Below are 23702 nucleotides of genomic sequence, written 5' to 3'. Positions count from 1 at the left end.
GCCCGGTTGCCAGTTCAGCCGCGAATCTCGGCCACCACCGCGGCCAGTGCCTGCGCGGGGTCGGCTGCTTTGCTGATAGGGCGGCCGATTACCAGGTAATCGGAGCCTGCATCCAATGCCTCGCGCGGGGTTAGGATACGGCGCTGGTCGTCCAGGGCGCTGCCAGCAGGACGAATGCCTGGAGTGACCAGTTGCAGTGCCGGGTGCGCGGCTTTGAGCGCGGGTGCTTCCAGCGCCGAGCACACCAGGCCGTCCATACCCGCCTTCTCGGCCAGCGCGGCCAAACGCAGCACTTGCTGCTGCGGGTCCACATCCAGGCCGATGCCCGCCAAGTCCTCACGCTCCATGCTGGTCAACACGGTCACACCGATCAGCAGTGGTTGCGGGCCCGTGCGCTTTGCCAGCGCTTCGCGGCAGGCGGCCATCATCCGCAGGCCACCGGAGCAGTGCACGTTGACCATCCATACCCCCATCTCGGCAGCAGCCTTCACAGCCATGGCCGTAGTATTGGGGATGTCATGGAACTTCAAATCCAGGAATACTTCGAAGCCTTTCGCGCAGAGCGTTTCCACAATTCCCGAGGCGCTGCTGGTGAACAGTTCTTTGCCAACTTTGACCCGGCACAGGGAGGGGTCGAGCTGGTCAGCCAGCTTCAGGGCAGCGTCACGGGTGGGAAAATCCAGGGCGACGATCAGGGGCGTCTGGCAGGCGGACATGGTCGGGGTCTCTTGGCAAGTCGTAAACGGCGCGCATTGTAAACGAAGTGGCGCAGGCTTTGGGGGCCGCAGGTCATCGGATTGGCCCAGAGGTGGGCGCTGCCTATAATTGAACCAACCCAACCGGGTGATGCTCGATATGAGTACAAGCATTGCCCCATGGTGCTGACAGGAGAATACAAATGCCCTGGTACGCCTGGCTGATACTCATCGTAGCCTTGGGTTCTATCGTCGGCGGGTTGATGATGCTGCGCGATACGGCCAAAAAACTCCCATTGACTGATGAACAACTGCGCAAAGTGCATGAACGCAATGCACAAGCCGATGCCAAGGACGCGCAGGACAGATAACGCGGACTTAAGCGTGACGGCGGCTGGCAATCATGCTGAAAGCTGTTTGGCTGATGCCTGAAATTAAGGTTTCATACTTATCAATTGGGCCGCTTTGCGGCCCAATTGATTTAACTGACTGCGATGAGCCCGATGAGCGTAGTCATTCAACGCTTAACTTATCGCGGTTACGCTCCAGCAATGCATTGCCAATGCCCTTGATTTCCAGTAACTCGTCAACCGTCGCAAACGGCCCGTTAGCCTCGCGGTACGCTACGATGGCCTCAGCCTTGGCCTTGCCAATGCCAGTGAGTTCTTTCTGCAAAGTAGCAGCGTCGGCCTGGTTCAAGTTTACAAGTGCGGGCCCGGTGCTCTTCTGGCTCATCGCCGCTACCGGCTGAGTCATTGGCCCCTCGGCAGGTGCGGCGTTAACCGAAAACGCAAGGCCCGCGAACAGGGGCAGCAGAAGGTACGAAAGCACGGTATTACGCATAGAAGCACTCCTTGGAGTAATTGGCGAGGCAGCGTTTCCTTGGCTGCCAGGCCAGATTATCGATCCCCAAAGTGCCCGCGAAGGGGGCTAATCCCCTTGTACTGTAGGAAGCCGCTTTATCGATCTTGATGCTGCTGCAAGTACAGCCAATCGACGATATCGCCCTCCGGCGAATAGCCGCTGACCAACTCGCGCAGCAGGTGCCTGATGCGGCTGAAATCATCTTCTGCAACCGCTTTGAGCAGCGCTGCCAAGCGCTCGCGCAATACATCCCACGCCAGGAAGTCTTCCTTGGCCGTCATGATCATGGGGTGCACAGTGGGCGATACGTCATCACCGATCAGCAGCTCTTCATACAACTTTTCACCCGGCCGCAAGCCTGAGAATTCAATGGCGATGTCGCCAGTGGGGTTGCCTGGGCTACGCACGCTCAGGCCCGAAAGGTGAATCATTTTTTCGGCCAGCTCGACGATTTTGACTGGCTCGCCCATGTCCAGGACGAAGACGTCGCCCCCCTGCCCCATGGCCCCGGCCTGCAACACCAGTTGGGCAGCCTCGGGGATGGTCATGAAGTACCGCGTGATCTTCGGGTGGGTAACGGTGAGCGGCCCACCGGCCTTGATCTGCTGGTGGAACAACGGTATCACCGAGCCCGAAGAGCCCAGCACGTTACCGAAGCGCACCATGGTGAAACGGGTTTTGTTCACCCGTGAAATTTTGCCGCTGTCGCCATACATCACTGGCGCAGCTTCCCGGCTCAGAGCCTGCAGGATCAGTTCGGACAGGCGCTTGGTACTGCCCATCACATTGGTAGGCCGCACCGCTTTGTCGGTGGAGATCAACACGAAGTTGGCCACTCCCGACTGCAAGGCAGCTTGCGCGGTGCATAGAGTACCGAACACATTGTTAAGCACGCCTTCGCCCATATTGTGCTCGACCATCGGCACGTGCTTGTAGGCAGCTGCATGGTAGACAGTGTCCACCCGCCAGGTGCTCATGATATCGGCCAGGTGCTGCTGATTGCGCACCGAGCCCAGAATCGGCAGCAAGCGAACCGAGAGCGACTCACGAGCGGCGTGTCGTTCCAGCTCACTGAGGATGCTGTAAAGGTTGAACTCGCTGTGATCGAACAGCAGCAAGGTCTTGGGGCCCAGGCCGATGATTTGTCGGCACAGCTCCGAGCCGATCGAGCCCCCTGCGCCAGTGACCAGCACTGTCTGCTTCTTGATGCACCGCTCGAGCAGTTCATCCTGAGCTGGCACTGGGTCACGCCCGAGCAAGTCGGCGATATCGACGTCCTGAATGTCATCGACCTTGACCCGACCACTGGCCAAGTCGGCAAACGCAGGTACGCTTCGCACGTGCAGCGGGTAAGGCTCGAGGAAAGCCAGGATTTCCTTGCGCCGCGCACGGGAAGCGCGGGGCAAAGCCAGGAGGATTTCCTGGGCACCGGTTTCCTTGATCATCTGCTGTAAGTGCTTGGGCTTGTAGACCTGAAGCCCGGAAATGACTCGGTTGGCGAGGTCACCATCGTCATCGATGAAGGCCACCGGCCGCATCACCCGGCCCATGCGCAGCGCAGCCAGCAATTGGTTACCGGCCGTACCAGCACCGTAGATGGCGACCTTGATCTGGCCATCGTCGCGGTTGGTGAAAGGAATCTGGTGGTTGCCGGTGAACCAGTCGCCGAGGAAGAACTGCCGCATCACCAGGCGCAAGCCACCGATGATGACCAGGCTCAGCCACCAGTAGTTGAAGATGATCGAGCGGGGAACCACCACTTTGTGGTTGCTGTACCAGTACACCACTACGGCAAGAATCAACGACGAGAGGGTGACAGCCTTGATGATGGTGATCAGCGCGTCGTTGCCGAAGTAACGCATCACCGCACGGTACATGCCGAAACGGATGAATAAAGGCACCGCCACCATCGGAGCGGCCAGGAACAGCCAAGTGTGCTCCAAGATTGGGTTGTACATTTCATCGACACCCAAGCGCACGATGAACGACAACCACAGCGCCATCCAGATCAGCAATACATCGGTGCAGACTTGTATCAGGCGCTTCTGCCGCCGTGACAGGTTCACCAGAAACTGGCGGAACCCTTCTCTGTCGCTGCCGCTCATCCCGCTCTCCTCAGTGTCATGGAGCCTCGCTCACCCACCTTGGGGCCCTGCCAGCCAATCCGCACATACACCTGAGTTGCGCGATGTTCAGTACATTCAAGCATCTTATTCCTGTTCACCCGCCCGGTACTTGACCGCGAGCATCGTTAGAGGCGCATAAGCCAGCAATGTTCCTGTTGCGCCGTCGAGGCCCAGGGCCAGCACCGCCACCGCGATCGGCAATAACCAAAACAGGTTAATGGCTGCTACTGCCAGGCTGACCGGCAGGTGGCTGCCGTGCCAACGCGAGGCAACCTGATAAGCGTGACTGCGGTGAGCCTCGTAAACCCGCTCCCCACGCAGCAGACGCCGTACAAGCGTGTACGTGGCATCGACCACAAATACGCCCAAAAGTATTATCCACGCCCAGAATAATAGCGGGTTTATCCAAGCTGCCTGCAATGCCAGCAGCCCGAGTACCATTCCGAGAAAGCCGCTCCCGGCATCACCCATGAATATGCGGGCGGGAGGAAAATTCCAGTACAGGAAACCAGCTACCGTGACTGCCAGAAGCATAGGCAGCCAAATGGCATCTGCCTGACCGCTCAGCCAGTACAACAATGTGCCGCCAAGGCACACGCAGATCGCTTCAATGCTGGCGATACCGTCGATGCCATCCATGAAATTGTAAAGGTTGAGCAACCACACCAGGAACAGAATGCCAAAGATCGTGCTCAGCCAGGGCGCGCTCACGTGTAAACCGAAGACTACGAGCGGCGGCAGGCCACCGAGCCAATAAAGGCCCCAGCCAGCAGCGGCAAAATGCCCGAGTAGGCGCCAGCGGGCCGCGATATGCCCGTGGTCATCCATAAAGCCAATTAGTGCCACCCCACCACCGGCCCCCAGCAGCCCGAGCAGCGGCGCTGTGGCAATTACACCCACCGCGGCCAAACCAACAACAGCGAACAAGTAAACCAACACGAACGCCAGCCCTCCCCCGCGCGGAGTTGGTAGGGTGTGCGAGCTACGGGCATTGGGAATATCCAGTAGGCTGCGCGCTAGCGCGTAGCGGCGAAGTGCCGCAGTCAACAACAGCGAGCTAAGGCCTGCGGCCAGAAGAAGCCAGATCATCAGTGTCGGTTTTCCAGAAAAGAGTGCGCCGTGGTGCGCAGGCCCTGGTCGAGGGTGAACGGCGGCACCCAACCCAGCACTTGGCGGTTCTTGGAGATATCCACCTCCAACGACCCCAGCAGGCGCTGGGCGAGGTCCCGCCGGCCCAGCAGACCAGCAGCCAGTTGCAACAGTGCGGGGGGCACTGGCAGCAAACGGGCGGGCCGCCCTATCTCCCGACCCAGGCCCCGCAAAAGGCGCGGCAGCGACACATCATCACCATCACTGGCGATGAACACCTGACCAACGGCTTGGGGATGCTTCATGCAAGTGATGATCAGGTCGACCAAATTGCCCAACGAGACCAAGCTGCGGCGATTGTCGACCGCTCCGAAGGGCAGTGGCAAACCTTTCGCCACCCATCGCATCATAGTGTGGAAGTTGGCCTTGACGCCCGGACCATAGACCAGCACCGGCCGCACCACCACCACCTCCATGCCCGTGGTGGCCGCCAGCTGAAACAGACCCTGTTCAGCCTCATGCTTAGAGATACCATAGGCATCGCTTGGCGCCGGTACGTCGTCCGCGCATAGCGGCCGCCCCGGCTGGCTAGCTTCACCGTTGACCTTGATCGAGCTTATGAAGACAAAACGTCGCACACCTGCTGCGGCGGCTTGCCTGGCCAAATGCAAGGTGCCATCGACATTGACCCGACGAAACGCGGCCAGGCTGTCGCTAGCGGTCTCATGCATTACATGCACTCGTGCAGCGGCGTGCACCAGCACCTCCACCCCAGCCAGTGCCGCTGCCCAGTCGGTACTAGTATCTAGCTCGCCCACAGTGAAGGTCGACACATTCGCAGGCATTGGTAACCCGGGCCTGCGCACGGCGCCACGCACGGCCAAGCCGCCTTGTGCGACCAAGGTGCGACAGAGTGCGCTGCCAACGAACCCGCTGGCACCGGTGACAAGAATGGCTCGTTCCATGAAAACTGCTCGACAACCTACTTACGAACCTTCACCGGCAGCAACGCCGGTGAGAGTTCAGTCAGGCAGTATACCGATGTTGGGCATTACGCTCGACAACGACTACCACCGCGCTGCAAAGGGTCTCATCGACTTGCTTTCAGGCTCGCCACGTCACCGCCGGGCAGGCCTGTTTCGGGGACTGGGCTGAGCCAGACGTTCACATGGTCGACGCTGTCCTGATTAAGCTCACCCGCCCACCGGTTAAGCAGGAACAGGTTTGTGATGAAGTCATACTGAGACTTCAGCAGATCGCGGCGCGCCTTGAATTCGTTCTGCACTGCAGTCAGCACATCCACTGCGTTCACCACGCCGAAGCTGAAAGCCTTTTGCGCCGCCACGCTCGACTGCTGCGCCGAGGACAAAGCATTACGGTTGGCGCGAATCTTATCGACGCTGGACTGGGCCGTGAGGTAAGCAGTGGTGATTTCTTTCACCACTTGCCGACGGATACCTTCGGCCTGCACCTCAGCTGCAAGCTGATCGTCGTACAAGCCGCGCACCCGCGCAGATGTGGAGCCACCGCTGTAGATGGGTATTTTCACTCCCAGCGTAGCCACATAACTGTCGCTGCGCGGCGCCTGGGTGTTGTCATAGCCCTGATCGCTCTGCTGCGCACTGAGGCTCAGCGCCAACTGCGGGTAATGCTCGCCCTTAGCTTCACGCACCGCCGCATTAGCGGCCTCTGCGTTACTTTGCGAGGCCTTGAGCATCGGGTTAATTTCGACGGCCTGAGTGATCCAGCTCTGCAGAGGCCGGGTTGGGGCCTGCAAGGTGACATCGTTACGCACCCGGCTCAACGGCTCGGTGATCGGCCGACCGATGATCTCAGCCAATGCCTCACGACTGACCTGCACTTGGTTGCGCGCATCCACTTCTTGCGCCGCCAAGGCATCGACCCGCGCCTGCATGTCGAGCTTGTCGGTGATCTTGGCCATCTGTCGGTCGAACATCATGCTGACGCGGTCAAGGTTCTTTTCGGTGGCACGGCGCTCGGCCTGCACCAAGGCCAGCTCATCATCGGCGGCCAGGGCGACGAAGTAACGCTTAGCTAGGTCAACGGTTGCCTCGGCCAGGGTGTCTTCAGCTTGCTGGCCTTTTTGCACATTGACACTCTTCGACTTCTGATAGCGCTCCCAGGCCGGCTTGTTGTAGAGATACTGGGTCAGGCTCAGAGAGTAGGACTCGTTGTTGTAGATGTCTCGGGTGATTTCGTTCTTGCGCAACACGCGGCTGGAGTTGGCATTGGCCGATACCTGCGGCAGCAGTTGGCCCATCGCCTCGCGCTGCCTCTCGGCAGCCGCACGGGCTTGGGCGTAAGCGGCTAGAACGCGTGGGTCCTCCAGGCGCGCTTCGCGGTACAGGCCGGCCAGATCCAGGGCATAGGTAGACGCCGAAATTCCTTTTGCCGGTGCAGGGCTCGCCGCGCTTGGTTCATCCGCCATGGCCTGCCACGCGGCCACGCAAATCAGTACACCTGATAGCAAACGCAACACAATCATTCCTCGATCAGCGATTCGGCAAACATGTTGCGCGCCGGTTTCAACAGGTACTGCAACATGGTTCGGTCGCCTGCGTTGATGAGGACGTCAGCCGGCATGCCGGGCTGCAGCTTGCGGTTGCCGAGTTTTTTCATACCATCGTCAGTGACCTTGACGCGTACCAGGTAGTACTGGTCGCCGGTACGCTCCTCGGTGAGACTGTCCGCCGAGATGCGGGTCAGAGTACCTTCGATGACCGGTGTGGTTGCTTGGTTGAACGCACTAAACCGGATATCGGCAGTCTTGCCCAACTCCAGGCGGTCGATATCCCTAGTCGAGACCTTAGCTTCGACGACCAGCTCGGACGAGGCCGGCACAATGTCCAACAATGGCGTAGCGGGGCTCACCACACCACCAATGGTGTGCACCTTCATGTCCAATACCATGCCGCTTTCTGGCGCACGGATGACTACCCTCGAAAGGCGGTCACGCAGCGCCGCTTCTTTTTCTTGAAGGTCGAAAACCTGGGCCTGCACGTCGGAAAGTTCATTTGCCACATCAGCGTCGAATTTCTTCTTCAACTGCACGATCTGCAGCTCAGTTTCGCCAATCTGCAGCTTGGTCTTGGTGATGGCTGATTCGTGGTCGGCGACCTCAGTCTTCAGCATATCGAGCTTGCGCTCCTGCTCGAGCAGGCGCTGGTTGTCGACAAAGCCCTCGGCAAGCAGCTCTTTCAATTGCTTGATCTCGCCGCTGTAGGACTTCTCGAGCCCGGTCTTGGTGCGGATCATATCCTTGAGGCCGACGATCTGCTGCTTCATTTGCTCGATGCGTTCGCGGTTGACCGAAATCTCGCCTTGCAGCGAGTCCCGACGCGCCTTGAAGACTTGTTGCTCGCCGCCCAACGCCTCGGTGGCGCGATCCGAATCAGTACCTTCCATGGTCACGACCGGAATCGCTGGCAGGCCATCGCGCTCGGCGCGCAGGCGCGCCTCTTTGTACCGGGCCACGATCAGCTGGTTACGAGTGGACTCGTACTCTGCGCTCAACTGACTCTCGTCCAGCACGATCAGCGGGTCACCCTTCTTCACCCGGTCACCATCGCGGGCGTGCAATTCCTTCACGATGCCGCCTTCCAGGTGCTGCACAGTCTTGCGGTAGTTCTGCACTGTGACCACACCTGAACCATGCACGGCATTGCTCAAAGGCGCAAACGCCGCCCAGGTACCGAAAATGCCGAAGGTGACGAGCACGATGGTCAGGCCGACACGACGAATGCCGCGGTCGGAGGTGGGCATGTCGTCGAAATTGTGGTCGAAAGAGGTAATCGCTTTACTGCTCATCGATAAATCCTTTTACGCGCCAGTGCTGGTCGGGCTGGCGGATGCTGCACCAGGTGCCGCGGGGGCAGCGGGGGCAGCGGGGTGAGGTGCAGCTGGCGCTGCCGCAGGAGGGTGCGCAGCGGCGGGCTGGGCGACGCGCTGCTGTGCCTTGGCTTGTTGCGCAGCCAGTTCGGCGATGACCCGATCACGCTCGCCATACAGCGAAATGGTGCCGCCGGCCATGACCAAAATACGATCCAGGCGGGTGAGAATATTTGGGCGGTGAGACACAATGAACACCGTGGCGCCTGTCTCCTTGAGCTTTTGCAGGGCCACGCCCAGGGCACGCTCACCGACGTCATCGAGGTTGGAGTTGGGCTCATCGAGCACAATCAAACGCGGGCTGCCATAGATTGCCCGGGCCAGGCCGACCCGCTGGCGCTGACCACCGGACAGATTAACTCCATCACTGCCAATGACAGTGTCGTAACCATCGGGCAACATCAGGATCATTTCGTGCACACCGGCAATCTGTGCCGCCTGCACAACCTTTTCTGGGTCAACCTTCTCGAAGCGGGCGATGTTCTCGCTGATGGTGCCTTCGAACAGCTCGATATCCTGGGGCAAGTAACCGACATACTTGCCCAGAGCTTGTTTGTCCCAGCTGGAGATATCGGCGCCGTCCAAGCGTACTACACCATGCTGCGGCGGCCAGATGCCCATCAACGCACGTACCAAGGTGGATTTGCCGGCTGCACTCGGCCCGACGATACCAACGATGGAGCCTGCAGGCGCAACGAAACTGATGTTACGGATGACCGGCGCTTTTGCACCAGGCGGGGCCACCACCAGATTTTCCACCTGTATATGGCCTTCAGGTGCCGGCAGCGGCATGCGCTCCGGCTCGCTGCTAAGATCTTCCAGCACCTTACTCAGGCGGTCGTATTGCACCTTGGCGGCAACGAAGCCTTTCCAACTGCTGATCATCTGGTCGATCGGTGCCAGCGCGCGACCAAGCAACAGGGAGCCGGCCATCAGCAGGCCCGGGTTGATCTGGTGCGTCACTACAAGATAAGCACCAATGGCCAGCATGATCGACTGCGACCAGGTGCGGAAAGTTTTCGAAACCGAGCTGACGATGCCGCCCTTATCGCTGGCTTCAGACTGCAAGAGCATGATACGACGCTGACGCTTTGCCCAGCGATTCATCAGGGTTTCGAGCATCCCCATCGATTCAATCACTTCGGCATTGCGCAAGGTTTTTGAGGTGACAAGGTTCGAAGCCACGTTCTCTTTGTTCGCAACGGCCAGCGTGTTGGCGGTCATGCGGTGGTTGACCACGGCCAGCATGCTCAACACCACTCCGCATGCCAGGGTCATGAAGCCGAACCAAGGATGAAACAAAAACATGACGATGGTGTAGATCGGGAACCATGGCGCATCGAAAAACGCGAACAGGCCAGAGCCGGTGAAGAACTGACGTAGAGCGGTCAGGTCATTCAGCGACTGCGCAGTGGCGTCTGAACCGCCGCTGCTCAATGCTCGTTTGAAACTTGCCCGGTAGACATCTCGGCTCAGCATCACGTCCAGGCGATTGCTGATGCGGACCATGATCCGGGAGCGCACCCACTCCAGCGACCCCATCGTCGCAACCAGCACCGTCAGGATCAGCGTGAGCATCAACAGTGTCGAGGTACTGCTGGAAGGGATGACCCGGCCAGAGACCTGAATCATGTAGAAGGTTGGCACGAGCATCAGCGTATTGACGAACAGGCTGAAGAAACCGACCGAAAGGAAGCTGCTTTTACAGGCTTTGAGGGCGGACTGCAGGTTGTTTTCGGATAGTGAACGCATGGTATCCATACTGAGAAAGGCTGAAACGGCCGGCAGTGTAACACCCCCCGGGATGAACGCAGCCTGCTTGATTACCCAGCGGCGCGTGTGCACGTCCGAAAGGACACGTTTTTATGAAAAAACAATGACGGACGTCAATAACAGGACAAGAGCTAGTTGCACATCACGTTGCCACCCCTGCACCTCTCAAAGCGACCGACGGCATGTGGCCCTGGGGCCACGCTAAGCGCGACGTAAACGGTGAAAGTTATTTGACGCACCCGAATTCGAATCGACCAAGCTATTGATTTTATTGAAAAAAAAATAGGAAAAGGCTGATTTCCATCGCGCCCGTAAGCGGCACTGCGACTGATCCACAACACGGATAGTTCAATCAAAAAATGAAATTTTTTTTATCATTGCGAGTTGACAAGAATTTCACATGCCTTCATCTTCGCCCCTCGCAGGGAGCCGTCACTGGCCAGATTTTGTGTATGCACGGGTTTGAGCAAGTTAGCTACCAGTGTTTTGATTAAAAGGAGCTTAACAAAGCCATGTCTATGCCCTCGCAGCCGCTTGACGGTTTGAAAATCAGCTCCCGGGTAATCCTGCTCGAGCCGGGCATGTACATCTTCCGGTATGCCTCCAACCCGCCTGCAGACAAGCCCGTGTGCATTGCGCTGCAACAAGCACCCCTGGGCAAAGGCTCGATCGATTTCTTCCCCGCTGAAGGGGTCAGCAAGAACATGCTGACCAAGCTCGGCGATACGGTTATCGCCCGGGTCAAAGGTGGCGTGACCACCGTACTGATCACTGAATACCACATGTTCGACGATGCCATCGAGCCCGTCGACCTGCGCATCGACCGCATCGATAATTCCCCCGCCATCATGCGCACGTTCGCCGTGGTGAGCAGCGACTCGGCACCAGCCATTTCATCCGAAACCGCCCCCTTCCCGCTGCAACTCACCGTGCACCTGCAGCAGCACGGCGAAGTCGTGTCCAGCGAAGGGTGGGCTGGCGCTCCGGGGAGTGATGAATTCATCGAAGGCTTCGCCATCGACTGGCCTAACAAGCCCGCCGGCGTAGACCTTTTGTACACCTGCATGGTGGCCGGCTCTGGCCCGAGCCGCAATGTGTCCACCGGCAACTTCGTAGGTTTACGCGGCGAAGGCCTGCCGCTGATCTGCGCAGGTTTCAGCCTGGTCGGGCCACATCGCAAACACTACGAACTCATAGGGCACATTGTATTCGGCAACGCCGAGCCACAACGCCTTGTCACCAATCAGATGATGCATGGCCCCACCGGCACTGAGCCTTTGGTGGCGCTGCATATCACCATTACACCCGTTACGAAGATGAACGCTGCCCGCTTTAAGTCTCCGTGGGAAAACTCTGCCTATCAGCAGAATATCATTGCAGCAAGCCAACCGGCTTGAAGTAACAGGAATATACAATGCAATACGATAATCCCGTATCGGCCGATCAGCTCCAGGCACACCTGGACGCTTCCACCCTGTCGACCAGCACCGTAGACGCTATCAGCTCCCTGCTGGGCTTGGGCAACGAAGGTGCTACCGTCAACGTAGCCAGCTTCGACGGCGTGAATCTGCAAGTGCCGACCTCCGGCGCGATCGACATTGTTACTGGTGTCGTCGCCGGTGCCCAAGGCGACCAGATCACCCTGGACCTGTCTAAAGCAGAAGCTGCTGGTGCCAGCGCCTACGTCCTGGAAAGCAATGCTAACCTGGTTGTCAACCTGCAAGGCGACTCTGCTGCTCCAGCAGTTCAGACCTTCGCTGCCCTGGCTGCCGACGTAGCTGTAACCGCTGACGACTCCGCCATTCAATTGGTAGTCGCCACTGGTAACGGCTCTGACATCATCACCGTCAAAGGTGACCAGAACACTCTGATCGACGCTGGCGACGGCAACGATGTCATCACTACCGGCAACGGTAACAACACTGTGATCGCTGGCGCTGGCAACAACGTCGTGACCACTGGCAGCGGCAACGACACCGTCGTTCTGAGCGGCAGCAACCACTCTGACGTGGTCGACACTGGTGCAGGCTACGACGTCGTGCAGCTGGACGGCTCGCGTGCTGACTACGAATTCAATGTCGGCAACAACTTCAACGTTACCCTGACCGGCAACCAGACTGCCGCCATCAGCAACGCTGAGTTCCTGACCTTCGTAAACGGTGACACCACCGAAACCGTCGCCCTGGCTCACAGTGATGACGAAGCCAGCGCGCTGCGTCTGTACCAAGGTATCCTGGGCCGCGACGCTGACCTGGACGGTGCCAAGGCGTTCGTAGGCGCTGTCAACGGCGGCACTTCGCTGTCCGACATCGCCAACCTGTTCCTGAACTCCACCGAGTTCGCTGGCGCCAATAACGCTACCGACATCAACGAGCTGTACCAAGCTCTGCTGGGTCGCGACGCTGATGCAGACGGTTCGGCCGCCTGGGCTGGCCAGCTGGCCAACGGCAACCTGTCGCTGAGCGACGTTGCTGCTGCCATCGCTACCTCGCAGGAAGCGATCGCTGCCGACCAGTCGAACGCCGAGTTCGTGAGCGCACTGTACGAAAACGTACTGGGTCGCCCTGCAGAAGAAGAAGGCCTGAACGCTTGGGTAGGTCAGCTGTTCAACGGCGCAAGCCGTGCTGAAGTGGCTGCTGCCATTGTTGGTTCCGCTGAAGCCGGCACCAAGTCCGACAGCGACTTCATCGATGGCCTGTACCAGTCCGCTCTGGGCCGCGCTGCCGATGCTGACGGTAAAGCCGACTGGCTGGGCCTGCTGGCCAACGGCGGCACCCACGCTGACGTCGCCCTGGGCATCGTTGGTTCCGACGAAGCTGTTGCTCACATCGACAACGTCGTTGTGCTGCACGGCCAAGTCTAACTAGCCCTGCCGTAGCGAAGCGTATGCTTGGCCGCAAGGCCAGGCATATGCAAAAAGGGGCGACTTTCGGGTCGCCCCTCTTTTTATTTTATGTAGCCAAGCCAAAGCTTATGTCCAGACTCCTCGACCATGGGCGAGAAACGCTCATGGACATTTTCCACCGCCACCGCCAAGCCAACGAGCAAGGCCAGGCGGCCGCCGCACTCGAGCGCGCCTTACAGATCGCCGAGTACCGGCCGGAAGCTCTGGTATGGAAAGGTATCGCGGCCCTGCCGCAATCGCCTGAGCTGGCGTTTTTGTTTTTTGCCAATGCCGCCAAGGCACTGCCGGATCGGGCGGATGTTCACGCCCTGATTGGCCGTAGCCTACTGGCGCAAAACCACGTCGAACTGGCCACCCGCTACCTGACCACAGCGTGGAAAAGCCAACCCAACGACCTAGCCCTGCGCCTGACTCTGTGGGATGCCCGTAGCCGCTCGCAAAATCCGGCCGACCTGCAGCGGATGATCCTCGCCCATCTGCCCGAGATCCACACAGGCAAAGAGCTGGCGCACGTGCTGAAATTGCTCGCCAGTCTAGCCGATACCCCGCGCACCGTCGGTGTGGTCCGCTATCTGCCTGAGAAAAAGGAAATCCAGGGGTGGGCCATCGACCTGGCCAATCTGCAGGCCCCTGCGGCACTGCGGGTTGAGGCCAACGGCTCGACGTTCGACACTCAGGCTAGCGCAGCGCACCCGTTGCTCAGCGCCGCCGGGCTGTCCAGCACCCATGGAGGCCTGCGGATAAGCGTGCCGAGCCCGCTCTTGGCGGTGCACCTGCAATTCATCAACGGCACACCTTTGCTTGGCAGCCCGGTGTATGCCATGCCGGTATTCGTCCCACCTGAGAGCGCGAGTAAGCGTGGCGAGCAGCAACCGGTGGATGTGCTGATCCCGGTGTACGACGGCCTCGACGAAACTCTCGAGTGCATCAATAGCGCGCTTGAGGCCCGCAAGCTCAACCGAACCCCGCACCGGCTGGTGGTCATCGAAGACAAGACACCGCTGCCCATGCTGGCCAAAGCCCTAAAGGTGCTGGCCGGCAAGGGCAAGATCACTCTAGTGCAAAACGCGGTGAACCTGGGCTTCATTCGCAGCATGAACCGCGCAATGGCGCTGAGCCCGAACAAGGACGTGGTCTGGCTGAACGCCGACACCCGAGTGCACGGCGCCTGGCTCGACCGCTTGCGCGAGGTGGCCTATAGCGAAGCCCGCATCGCCTCCGTGACGCCATTCACCAACAACGGCGAGCTGATGAGTTTCCCGCAGAGCCAGGCCAGCCACGCCATGCCCAGCGCCAAAGAACAGGCCGAGCTGGATGACCTGGCCAAGCAAACCGCCAGCGCCCCCATGGAAATCGAAACTGGTTGCGGGTTCTGCCTGTATATCAAGCGCGCAGCGCTGGATGAAGTCGGCTACCTGGACGAAGAGCACCTCGCCCGCGGCTATGGCGAAGAAACCGACTGGTGCTTGCGTGCGCGCACCTTAGGCTGGCGGCACATGGGCGCGCCCAGTGTGTTCGTCGCCCACCAGGGTGGCATTTCGTTCGGTGCCGAAAAGACCCTCCGCGTGGCCCAGAATAACGCCATCTTGCGCCAACGCTATCCGGACGCTTCGGCTCGTTACAACGCCTTCACCCTGCGCGACCCAATCAAGCCGGCCCGCGACGCCTTGCAGCGAGCCCGCCTGGCCCGGCTGGCGCGCCTGCCGGCCAATGCCCGCGGCAACTGCTGGCCGGCTCAGGGCGACACGACCTTGTACCTGCACGATGGCGCCTGCGAGGTGACCGGATTCAGCCTGGCCTGGCACCGAGAAAGCCACCGCAATTGGGTCACGTTGCGGGCACCGCTGCAACCGCTGCCCCTGTACCTGGACTTTGACCTGCCGAACGAATTCGATGCCTTGCTACAAGCGCTGCGCGTTTTGCCCCTAACCGGCTTGGCCTACACGCATCTAGCTCGCTGCCCAGCCGCCCTGTGCAAGCTGCCCGGTGAACTAGCTCTGCCCTATCAAATCGACTGCCGGGACGACAGCCTGCTGAATTCGGCCGACCCTCGCGATTGGCAAAGCTTCGTCCGCGACGCTGCAAGCGTTCGCTTGCCGTGGAACGCCCTGCTCGCAACCTATGCCAGCGCCCACCCCGAAGCCCAATGGCAGCCGCCTGCGTCGCTGGCGCAACCGGCCAGCGCCAGTGGCACGCCCCGCGTTCTGCTGATTGGCGACGCCCTGAACCACCCGCGCTGTGCCCAACGCTGGCTGGCTCTATCCAGGCAGATAGTACGTGACCAGTTGCCAATGGTACTGCTGGCCAGCGACGACAGCCCGTGGCTCAAGACGCTGCAAATACCCGGCATCATCCACTCACTACCGACGCTCTATGGCTTCAGCCTTGCCGAATGCGCCAAAGCCGCGGGATGCGACGCCGTACTCAGCCTGGACGACGAACCCGGCGCCGGCTGGCACGCACCGGCGCTGGCGGCTGAGCTGGGTTTGCCGTTGTTCGCTTGCCCTGGCCCGGTAGCAAATGAAGTGGGCGCGATCGCCTTGACGTCTTTACCCTTTACCCTGAGCCAAGCCTGATGACCCAAGACCTGCTGCAAAAGCCCCAGGTGGGCCAGCCCCCCGTCGCTTTGCAATCCTTCAGTGGCGCCATCCTGGGCCTGCAAGGTGACGTACTGCACGGCTGGGCCATGAACACCGCGCAACCGGAGCAACGTCCGGTGGTGGAAGTGTGCATCGACGGTGCCAGTGTGGCTTTGGTGCGAGCCGACCAGTACGAACCACTCGCGCCCATGGGCGATGAGTTTCATGGCTTCACCGTGCAGTTGCGCCCAAGCTGGCTAGCCGAAGCCCGAGTGATCTCGGCGCTTATCGCTAATCAGGCCTATGCCCTGGACGGGCAAGTGCTGTTGCCCTGCAAGCCCAGCAAAGAAGCCGCTGCCGTTGCTTCGCAGGTCTGGTACACCGGAGGCCTGCGCGTCGCTGGCTGGTCGTGGGACCCACAAGCGCCCCGGCGGCACGTGCAACTTACCATCAGCGAAGGCGGCCGGGTTATCGCCCAGGTCACTTGCAATCACCATCACCATGCATTGAGCTACCGCGCCACTAGCGACCACGGCTTCAACCTCGACCTGCCCTGGGAGCTGGCCGATGGCGAACTGCATGTGCTGGACGTGATAAACGACTTGGGCCAGCCATTGGCGGGTAGCCCGATACGCGTATGCTGCCGGCCGGAAGGCATGGAAGGGTTAATACGCCAGCTCGACCCCGCCCATGACGCGGCAACCGTGGCACTGCTGACTGCAGTGGCCAATGAACAAAGCCTGCTGCTACCCAAAAGCGCCGGCTGGCAGCACTACCCACAATGGTTCGAAGTGTTCCAGCGCCTGGAAGGCCATTCGAGACCAGCACTGCAGGGCAAGGTCGGCCTGCTGCTGATCGGCGACAGTGGCCCGCAAGCTCAGCAGGTGAGCCTGGCCAGCCTGGGCGATGACCTTGCGATGCTACATGGGCAAGCCATGGCGACCAATGAAGACCTGCTGCCCGCCCTGCAGCAGCTGCTAGCCCAAGGCTGTGACCGCATCCTCCCACTGATGAGTGGAGATCGCCTGGCACCGCTGGCCTTGCCGCACCTCAGTGCGCTGCTGGATGACGGCTGTGCCTGGGCATTTGCCGACTGCGACCGCGATGGCCTGCAGGGTGAGCGTAGCCTGCCCTGGTTGAAGCCGGTATGGGACATCGACCTGTTCATCGGTGCAGACATTTTCACCGCCGGTGCGATCTTCGGTGCGGATATCGTCGAGCAAGCCCTGGCGCTGCTGGCCGCGCGTACGCAAGGCGCTGCCATTGACTGGCACGCCTTCACCGCCGCCATTGCACTGGCGACGCAGAATACCGAGGCTTCTGTCGCCCACCTACCGCGTGTGCTCTACCATCGCGCCAGCCATTGGCCGGCAAGCCCCGAGCAGGCAGTACCAACACCACAACGGCTAGAGGCCATGACGTGGTTGTGCCAGGCCCTGGCGCCTGGCTCGGAGGTAAGCCGGGTCACCGATTACCCTGCCTTGCTCAGGGCCCATTGGCCGCTGCCGGAGAAACTGCCACGCGTGAGCCTGATCGTGCCCACGCGGGATCAGTACAAGCTGTTGCACGCCTGCGTCGAAGGGCTGCTGAACGACACCGATTACCCTGACCTGGAAATCATCGTTGTCGACAACCAGTCGAGCGATCCCGATACCCTTGCTTACTTTGAGAGCATCAAGGACCGTGGCGTGACCGTGCTAGAGCACCCCTACCCGTTCAACTACTCGACCATTAACAACCACGCGGCCAGCATTGCCACGGGGGAAGTGATTGGTCTGGTGAACAACGATATCGAGATCATCGAAGGTGGCTGGCTCAAGGAAATGGTTGCGCAGCTGTATCGCCCTGGGGTCGGTGCGGTGGGGGCGAAGTTGTTGTGGCCAATTAAAATGGTCCAACATGCTGGCGTCACGGTGGGCGTAAATGGTTTGGCAGCTCATGTCGGTAATACTTGGCACGAAAAGGACGCAGGTTATCTTGGCTTCAATCAAATAACGAGGCGCACTTCCGCGGTCACTGCCGCTTGCTTAGTTACGAAAACAGAAACTTACAATTCGCTTAAAGGCTTGGATCCTTCAGCATTTCCAGTCGCATTTAACGATGTAGACTTTTGCATGAAAACTCTTATAAAGGGGCACCATATAATTTGGACCCCATTTGCGAAGCTAATTCACGCCGAATCCGCGAGCCGAGGCAAGGATGTCATTAACGAGAAGAAAGCGCGAGCCCATCGCGAGCAAGAAAAATTCATGTTGCGCTGGACGTTGGATAACTGGCAAGACCCCAGTTATCATCCGGCGCTTAGCTCAGACTACATTAGCACCCCCTATGGCGCTTTGGCTCTTCCGCCTAGACAACAGCACATGAAACCTAGGACTGCAGATCTAGCCATCAGCACAAAACTATCAAACGCTTAAGTCACATGGGAGCTCAGCTATTCGCGGAGCTTCGAGACACCGATAAATCTATAGTGACCTCGATATTATGACTAGCATCACCCCACCTATGAGTCCACTTGCCGCCTTGAATGGTGTCGCCAATGCCGATTCGGTCGACTCCAGCCAGCAAGCACTTGAGAATGATCTTCTTGTTTCAGCACTACACACGACACAAGAACAGCTCGAGCGCACAACTATTGAGCTATGTGAGAAAAATCTCACAATCGAAAAAATGACATCAAAGTTAAATAGACTGCTTGCAAAATTTCCGGATTACTGGGAAGCAGAGTCGATTGACTACTCCATCAGCGAAGACAATAATGGCGTAAGAAAAATAATCTGGAGCGTTTCTGATACTGAGCTTGGCAATAATTACTATAAATACCTCCAATTTGAAACAGCCCTCTCCGGAGGTGTTACCGGTATCAAAATCCTCAACACCTCACAAGGCCTGGACTTTTTTAAATTCAACACCAGAGCAAAGTATTTGAATTGCCTGCCAGTAAATGGGGCGTATTCAGCAGAAAACAACAAGTGCATAAGTTCTATCGGCACTTCTGACTGGAAAGCAATCAAGGACCTCGCCAGCAAACTTAGAGCAGCATTGATCAACAACGAGTTCCCTGAAATCCCTAACGATTTCAACACTGACGTCGCGTCTGGCCTGAACAGACTTAAGCATGTATTCGATCACTGGCCAAATATTCCTCGCTATGATGCAATCGAGCTAAAAGAATCTGTGCATACGGATGAATACCAAGCACTGGACATTAGCATTTCCAACTTGGAAGTTGACTCATCACTGATTGCGTCGTTCACATATCGAATCTCAAGCGTTAATGAGCCAGGGAAGCATTTTGGGCAATTCCCACGCCTTGAGTTTGGCGAAAGCACCACTAACTGCTTTGACAACTGGTTCAAAGAAACTTCCGATCACCGTGGCAACCGACTAGAGTTGAGGTTCGCAGACCCGGACCAGATGGACATCGGAGTCTGGAAAAAACTATCACAACGCGATCAACTTTTGATTGTTGCCAATATTTCCATTCTCCCTGAAGCGTTAAAAAAGCTAAAAGATCAAGGTAATATTGGCCTGGATTTGGACGCCTGGGAAAAACTATCGGCAAAAGTCAAAAAAATCTTGGCGAGCACTGTAAAAAGCCAAGAACCTCGCATCGCCAAGACTTCGAACTAATTAAAGAATCGTATCATGACCACTAACTCTATGACACTGCTCCAACAAGGCAACCAGGCGTTCCGAGAAAAACGCTATGATGAAGCACTCGTACACTACACCCAAGCACTTATAGACAATCCTGGCCTGCAGTCGGTGATCAAGACCAATATTGACCTGACGAGAAGCAAGCAGGCACAGACGCTTACAACAGCACATAAAAGTGACATCACTCGTATTACGAAAAATATTTCCGAGCACCCTGAGCATCAACCAGACTTTTTTACCATTAAGTCCACACCGATAACTGCAGAACTTGTTGTTTGCGCCTGGGTTGAATCCTTTAACGATTACCTCAGTATCACTCAAACTGCTGCGAAATTACACGGTCCCTTTGAGTTTATCGTACTCGCGCCTCGTAACCTATACGACTCACTGATTGCTACTGCATTGCCATCCAACTGTGGCGCGCAGCATTTCATTTACTTCCCTAACAAAACAAGTAGAACGGGTGCATTTGTCCGCACACTTAACACCGGCATCTTCAATAAATATAGTGATTTACTCTGGTTAACCGACACTAGAAATTTCGCTCTCGACCCAACTAACATTGAAAAATTTGTCAAGAATGAGTTTGGCGATGTTGGTGTACTCGCTGACACCCTAATTCAAACTGGTCAAGTCAAGTCTGATTTCAAGGACCGGCACCTCGGAAGCTGGCTCGCGCGCATCCATCGCACTAATAAAAACACAAAGATCGCAGTACCTCAGGGTTCATTTTGTGTCAAAACCTTGATATTGAATCAAGTACTTGCGATGAACCTGAAACCGGCAAAGTTCGACTCCATGTCGGAGATAGTCGAGCAAAGTGCGTTCCAGACATTGGCCGCTGCTATCGGGATCACTGCTAATGAGGGGCTATTCACAGCTGCTGATGCAAAATGGCAACCTACTCTACCCGCAGTAACTACTCGCCATGGTGTGAAACGGACTGTGAAGTCCATCGCATTTTATCTGCCGCAGTTTCATCCCATTCCTGAAAATGATGCCTGGTGGGGGAAAGGCTTCACCGAGTGGACGAACGTAGTTCGTGCTAAACCCTTGTTCCGCAGTCATTATCAGCCAAAACTACCTGCGGACATGGGATTTTATGATCTGCGTTCGCAATCGGTGCAAGAAGCGCAAGCTGACTTGGCAACGCAGTACGGCATTCACGGATTTTGCTATTACTACTATTGGTTTAACGGTCAAAAGCTACTGAACCAACCGATCGAAAACATGCTGAACTCTGGCAAGCCTGACTTTCCATTCTGCGTCTGCTGGGCCAACGAGAACTGGTCTCGTAACTGGGATGGGCAAAACAAGCATGTACTCATGGAGCAGCACTATTCACCGGAAAGCAATCTTGCGCTGATCCATGAATTCATCAAAATGATGAAAGACCCTCGCTATATCAGACACAACGGCAAACCCGTGCTTCTGGTGTACCGTATCAAGATTATTCCTAATTGGCTAGAAACAGCAAAAATCTGGCGCGAAGAGTGCAGAAAAGCTGGTCTCGGCGAAATCCATCTATGTTCGATCCGTTTTGGGTTAGAGCCCTTGGAGGGGATGCCTGAGCAACATGGCCTAGACTCATACGTGTTGTTCCCCCCACAAGATATGCGTTTCGTCGATGCAAAGACTAAAGTTCACGACTTGAACCCAAACTTCGGCGGCACCATATATAGTTATGATGAAGTGGTTGACGCAGATATCACTCGCTTCAAGCCCGGCTACGAGTGGCCCGTTCATCGAGGGGCGATGCTAGGCTGGGACAATACTGCACGTCGTCTTACCTCGTCACGTGTCTTCGTTGGCTGCACCCCCATGAGATACCGCAGCTGGATTAAACAAATTCTCGAACAAGAAGATAAGCACAACCCTAACCACGAGTCCTTGCTTTTCATCAATGCTTGGAACGAGTGGGCTGAGGGGACTACTCTTGAGCCTGATCAACAATATGGCCGCAGCTATCTCGAAGCTACTAGGTCGGTCTTCCAAAATTATAATGTTAATTTCAAAACCGAAGAAACGAAACTTATAAAAGAGCAAAGCCCAGCAAAACCAAATCAATTTATCAAGAAATACTCGCCATTAGTGCAGCAGCAGTCCTGGAAAGGGAAAATTGCCATCCTGCCTAATCAGCCCACTATTTTGCTTTGCGCGCACATCTCCGGCCATCAACTTTTTGGCGGCGAGCGAAGCTTTATCGACATGCTCAAAACGCTGCGAAAACTTAACTTCAACGTCATTGCAACTATACCGAGTAGCAACAACAAGGAATATATCTCGCTTATCAGCGAATACACACATGCCATTTACGCGTTCCCATACCCTCAATGGATGGCAAACCGCGCACCGGATAATCGACTGACTATTCAATTTGCAAACCTTATTGCTAAATACAATGTAAGCATCGTCTACTCAAACACTATTGTACTTCTAGAACCAGCTGCTGCCGCTAGGAAAATGGGCCGTATTTCGCTGACGCACATTCGCGAACTCATCACTTTTGACGACTCTTTAAGAGAAAGAATCGGGCTCCCCGTGCAGGATATTGTGAAAACCGTATTCGAGAGATACGACTTTTCGATTGCAAATTCAGCTGCCACCGAACTCGTATTCGCTCGCAAAGGTAAGACTTTTTATGCACCCAACGCGGTAGACCACGAAGAGCTCAGCTCACCAAATGACATCGGCGAGATAATACGCTTTGGCATAGTTAGCAGCAACATACCTAAGAAGGGAATTTCAGATTTCATTGATGTGGCACGCCAATGCGTGGACATTGCAGCCCAAGCAGAGTTCGTAGTAATAGGGCCAGACAACCAATTCACAAAAAACTGGAAAGACCAGATCACAAACGGCACCCTACCAAACAATATTAAATTTGCAGGCTATCGAGAAACGCCAAAACAAGCCATCAGTGAAATCAACGTATTACTGAATCTTTCACAGTTTGCCGAGTCCTTTGGGAGAACTGTAGCTGAAGCCATGGCAGCAAAACGTCCAGTTATTGCTTATGAATGGGGAGCGCTGCCCGAACTCGTTGTTCACGGAAAAAATGGCTATTTAGCCCCATTCGGCGACACAGTGACAGTAGCCAACTTTGTACGAAAACTCGTTGCCGAACCCAAACTAATTCCCAAACTTGGCAACGCTGGATTTAAACATGTAACAACTAACTTCTCCCATGAAGCCCTCTACAACAAACTCAGCACGGCATTTAACAGCATAAAGAAAAGCACAGACTGGAAAAATCTTTCTTCGAAAGGTCTTACCAAAGGCCAAGTTAATGACCTGACAGTTATCATACCAGTATATAACGCACCAACCGAAGTAAAAAACTGTATTGAATCGGTACTTATCCATACCCCAGCTGATGTCTCGATCATCGTTATTAACGATGGCAGTACCGACCCCAAAATTTCTACTCTTCTTGCATCCTATAAGGAAAGTCGGATTAAGGTGGTAGATAACGAGCAGAACATTGGCTACACGCGGACAGTCAATCTAGGCATAAAGCTTGCCGAGGACAACGATGTTATTCTTTTAAATAGTGATACTGTCGTTACCCCTAACTGGACTGAAGCAATGCGCGCAAGCGCTTATATGGAGCCCCGAATTGGCACGGTCACGGCAATGAGCGATAACGCTGGTGCATTTTCATTCCCCAAACAGGGCATCCACAATCTCAAGCCAGAACATTTTACACATGATGAATATGCTACACACTTGGTAGATCGAACCTTCAATTGCAGTTTTGTAGAGGTTCCGACTGGGTCTGGTTTCTGCTTCTATATCCGCAGAAACCTTTTGAACGACATAGGTGACTTTGATCACGAACTCTTCCCCCGAGGCTATGGAGAGGAGAACGATTTCTGCCTGAGGGCTAATGCCAGCGGGTGGAAAAACGTTGTTTCCCCTTGGGTTTTCATTTATCACGTCCGCACTGCGAGCTTCAAGGGCGAAAAAGACAAGCTTGTTAAATCAGGCGTTGATACCGTAATCAAAAAATTTCCTGACTACAGTGAACGAGTCAGAGTCGCCTTCCACTCGGATCAGATGAATAAACTCCGAGCCATGAGCGATATTTCGGCATAAGGTG

At 56.6% G+C, this 23702-nt stretch carries 15 protein-coding genes; 7 read left to right on the top strand and 8 right to left on the bottom strand.

The features are described 5' to 3' along the window. Positions 1-14: 14 nt before the first annotated feature. The gene (gene pyrF, locus J5M56_RS06855) at positions 15-716 is read right to left on the bottom strand and encodes an orotidine-5'-phosphate decarboxylase (RefSeq protein WP_060479702.1); all 702 of its coding nucleotides are present in this window, start codon (positions 714-716) and stop codon (positions 15-17) included. Positions 717-898: 182 nt separating this feature from the next. On the opposite strand from pyrF, the gene J5M56_RS06850 reads away from it, so the two are divergent. Further along, positions 899-1066, top strand: a complete 168-nt coding sequence (locus J5M56_RS06850; protein ID WP_081016687.1) for a DUF2897 family protein — start codon at positions 899-901, stop codon at positions 1064-1066. A gap of 142 nt (positions 1067-1208) precedes the next feature. On the opposite strand, the gene J5M56_RS06845 is transcribed toward J5M56_RS06850, so the two are convergent. From J5M56_RS06845 to J5M56_RS06815, 7 genes are all read right to left on the bottom strand, one after another. Then, positions 1209-1538 carry a ComEA family DNA-binding protein gene (locus tag J5M56_RS06845; protein ID WP_186476599.1) on the bottom strand — a complete coding sequence of 110 codons (330 nt, stop codon included), beginning with the start codon at positions 1536-1538 and terminating at the stop codon, positions 1209-1211. Positions 1539-1654: 116 nt separating this feature from the next. Then, entirely contained in the window at positions 1655-3664 is a 2010-nt protein-coding gene (locus J5M56_RS06840) for a nucleoside-diphosphate sugar epimerase/dehydratase (protein ID WP_207870444.1), read from the bottom strand. Positions 3665-3769: 105 nt separating this feature from the next. Further along, positions 3770-4774, bottom strand: coding sequence for a glycosyltransferase family 4 protein (locus tag J5M56_RS06835; protein WP_207870443.1), 1005 nt, complete (start codon positions 4772-4774; stop codon positions 3770-3772). Then, on the bottom strand, positions 4774-5739 hold the full coding sequence (locus J5M56_RS06830; protein WP_207870441.1) for an NAD-dependent epimerase/dehydratase family protein: 966 nt from the start codon (positions 5737-5739) through the stop codon (positions 4774-4776). The genes J5M56_RS06835 and J5M56_RS06830 overlap by 1 nt, the downstream gene beginning before the upstream one ends. Positions 5740-5864: 125 nt before the next feature. Then, entirely contained in the window at positions 5865-7280 is a 1416-nt protein-coding gene (locus J5M56_RS06825) for a TolC family outer membrane protein (protein WP_207870439.1), read from the bottom strand. Next, the gene (locus J5M56_RS06820; RefSeq protein WP_207870437.1) at positions 7277-8602 is read right to left on the bottom strand and encodes an HlyD family type I secretion periplasmic adaptor subunit; all 1326 of its coding nucleotides are present in this window, start codon (positions 8600-8602) and stop codon (positions 7277-7279) included. The genes J5M56_RS06825 and J5M56_RS06820 overlap by 4 nt, the downstream gene beginning before the upstream one ends. Positions 8603-8614: 12 nt before the next feature. Next, positions 8615-10435, bottom strand: a complete 1821-nt coding sequence (locus J5M56_RS06815; protein WP_207870435.1) for a type I secretion system permease/ATPase — start codon at positions 10433-10435, stop codon at positions 8615-8617. 539 nt (positions 10436-10974) lie between these two features. Between J5M56_RS06815 and J5M56_RS06810 the strand changes: the two genes are divergently transcribed. The 6 genes from J5M56_RS06810 (at position 10975) to J5M56_RS06785 (ending at position 23698) form a co-directional block, all read left to right on the top strand. Next, positions 10975-11853 carry a hypothetical protein gene (locus tag J5M56_RS06810; protein WP_207936318.1) on the top strand — a complete coding sequence of 293 codons (879 nt, stop codon included), beginning with the start codon at positions 10975-10977 and terminating at the stop codon, positions 11851-11853. Positions 11854-11870: 17 nt separating this feature from the next. After that, complete coding sequence (locus tag J5M56_RS06805) at positions 11871-13319, top strand: DUF4214 domain-containing protein (protein WP_207870433.1); 1449 nt, start codon at positions 11871-11873, stop codon at positions 13317-13319. Between the two features lie 146 nt (positions 13320-13465). Further along, a complete protein-coding gene (locus tag J5M56_RS06800) occupies positions 13466-15937 on the top strand; it encodes a glycosyltransferase (protein WP_207870431.1) in 2472 nt (823 codons plus the stop codon). Further along, positions 15937-18357 carry a glycosyltransferase gene (locus tag J5M56_RS06795; RefSeq protein WP_207870429.1) on the top strand — a complete coding sequence of 807 codons (2421 nt, stop codon included), beginning with the start codon at positions 15937-15939 and terminating at the stop codon, positions 18355-18357. The genes J5M56_RS06800 and J5M56_RS06795 overlap by 1 nt, the downstream gene beginning before the upstream one ends. Before the next feature lie 67 nt (positions 18358-18424). Next, entirely contained in the window at positions 18425-19573 is a 1149-nt protein-coding gene (locus tag J5M56_RS06790; protein WP_207870427.1) for a hypothetical protein, read from the top strand. A gap of 15 nt (positions 19574-19588) precedes the next feature. Then, positions 19589-23698: a glycoside hydrolase family 99-like domain-containing protein gene (locus J5M56_RS06785; protein ID WP_207870425.1), complete on the top strand. Its 4110-nt coding sequence runs from the start codon at positions 19589-19591 to the stop codon at positions 23696-23698. Positions 23699-23702 lie beyond the last annotated feature (4 nt).

The sequence above is a fragment of the Pseudomonas sp. 51_B genome, from assembly GCF_017491595.1.
In the GTDB taxonomy this organism is placed as follows: domain Bacteria; phylum Pseudomonadota; class Gammaproteobacteria; order Pseudomonadales; family Pseudomonadaceae; genus Aquipseudomonas; species Aquipseudomonas promysalinigenes.
The sequence above is the reverse complement of the archived record's forward strand: the minus strand, read 5'-3'. Positions and strand labels throughout refer to the sequence as shown.

Bases quoted from the DNA above. Each gene is read 5' to 3' on its own strand.
- J5M56_RS06835 (WP_207870443.1), bottom strand. From the start codon at position 4,774: ATGATCTGGCTTCTTCTGGCCGCAGGCCTTAGCTCGCTGTTGTTGACT.
- pyrF (WP_060479702.1), bottom strand. From the start codon at position 716: ATGTCCGCCTGCCAGACGCCCCTGATCGTCGCCCTGGATTTTCCCACC.
- J5M56_RS06795 (WP_207870429.1), top strand. From the start codon at position 15,937: ATGACCCAAGACCTGCTGCAAAAGCCCCAGGTGGGCCAGCCCCCCGTC.
- J5M56_RS06850 (WP_081016687.1), top strand. From the start codon at position 899: ATGCCCTGGTACGCCTGGCTGATACTCATCGTAGCCTTGGGTTCTATC.
- J5M56_RS06810 (WP_207936318.1), top strand. From the start codon at position 10,975: ATGCCCTCGCAGCCGCTTGACGGTTTGAAAATCAGCTCCCGGGTAATC.
- J5M56_RS06840 (WP_207870444.1), bottom strand. From the start codon at position 3,664: ATGAGCGGCAGCGACAGAGAAGGGTTCCGCCAGTTTCTGGTGAACCTG.
- J5M56_RS06820 (WP_207870437.1), bottom strand. From the start codon at position 8,602: ATGAGCAGTAAAGCGATTACCTCTTTCGACCACAATTTCGACGACATG.
- J5M56_RS06800 (WP_207870431.1), top strand. From the start codon at position 13,466: ATGGACATTTTCCACCGCCACCGCCAAGCCAACGAGCAAGGCCAGGCG.
- J5M56_RS06845 (WP_186476599.1), bottom strand. From the start codon at position 1,538: ATGCGTAATACCGTGCTTTCGTACCTTCTGCTGCCCCTGTTCGCGGGC.
- J5M56_RS06785 (WP_207870425.1), top strand. From the start codon at position 19,589: ATGACCACTAACTCTATGACACTGCTCCAACAAGGCAACCAGGCGTTC.
- J5M56_RS06830 (WP_207870441.1), bottom strand. From the start codon at position 5,739: ATGGAACGAGCCATTCTTGTCACCGGTGCCAGCGGGTTCGTTGGCAGC.
- J5M56_RS06815 (WP_207870435.1), bottom strand. From the start codon at position 10,435: ATGCGTTCACTATCCGAAAACAACCTGCAGTCCGCCCTCAAAGCCTGT.
- J5M56_RS06805 (WP_207870433.1), top strand. From the start codon at position 11,871: ATGCAATACGATAATCCCGTATCGGCCGATCAGCTCCAGGCACACCTG.
- J5M56_RS06825 (WP_207870439.1), bottom strand. From the start codon at position 7,280: ATGATTGTGTTGCGTTTGCTATCAGGTGTACTGATTTGCGTGGCCGCG.
- J5M56_RS06790 (WP_207870427.1), top strand. From the start codon at position 18,425: ATGACTAGCATCACCCCACCTATGAGTCCACTTGCCGCCTTGAATGGT.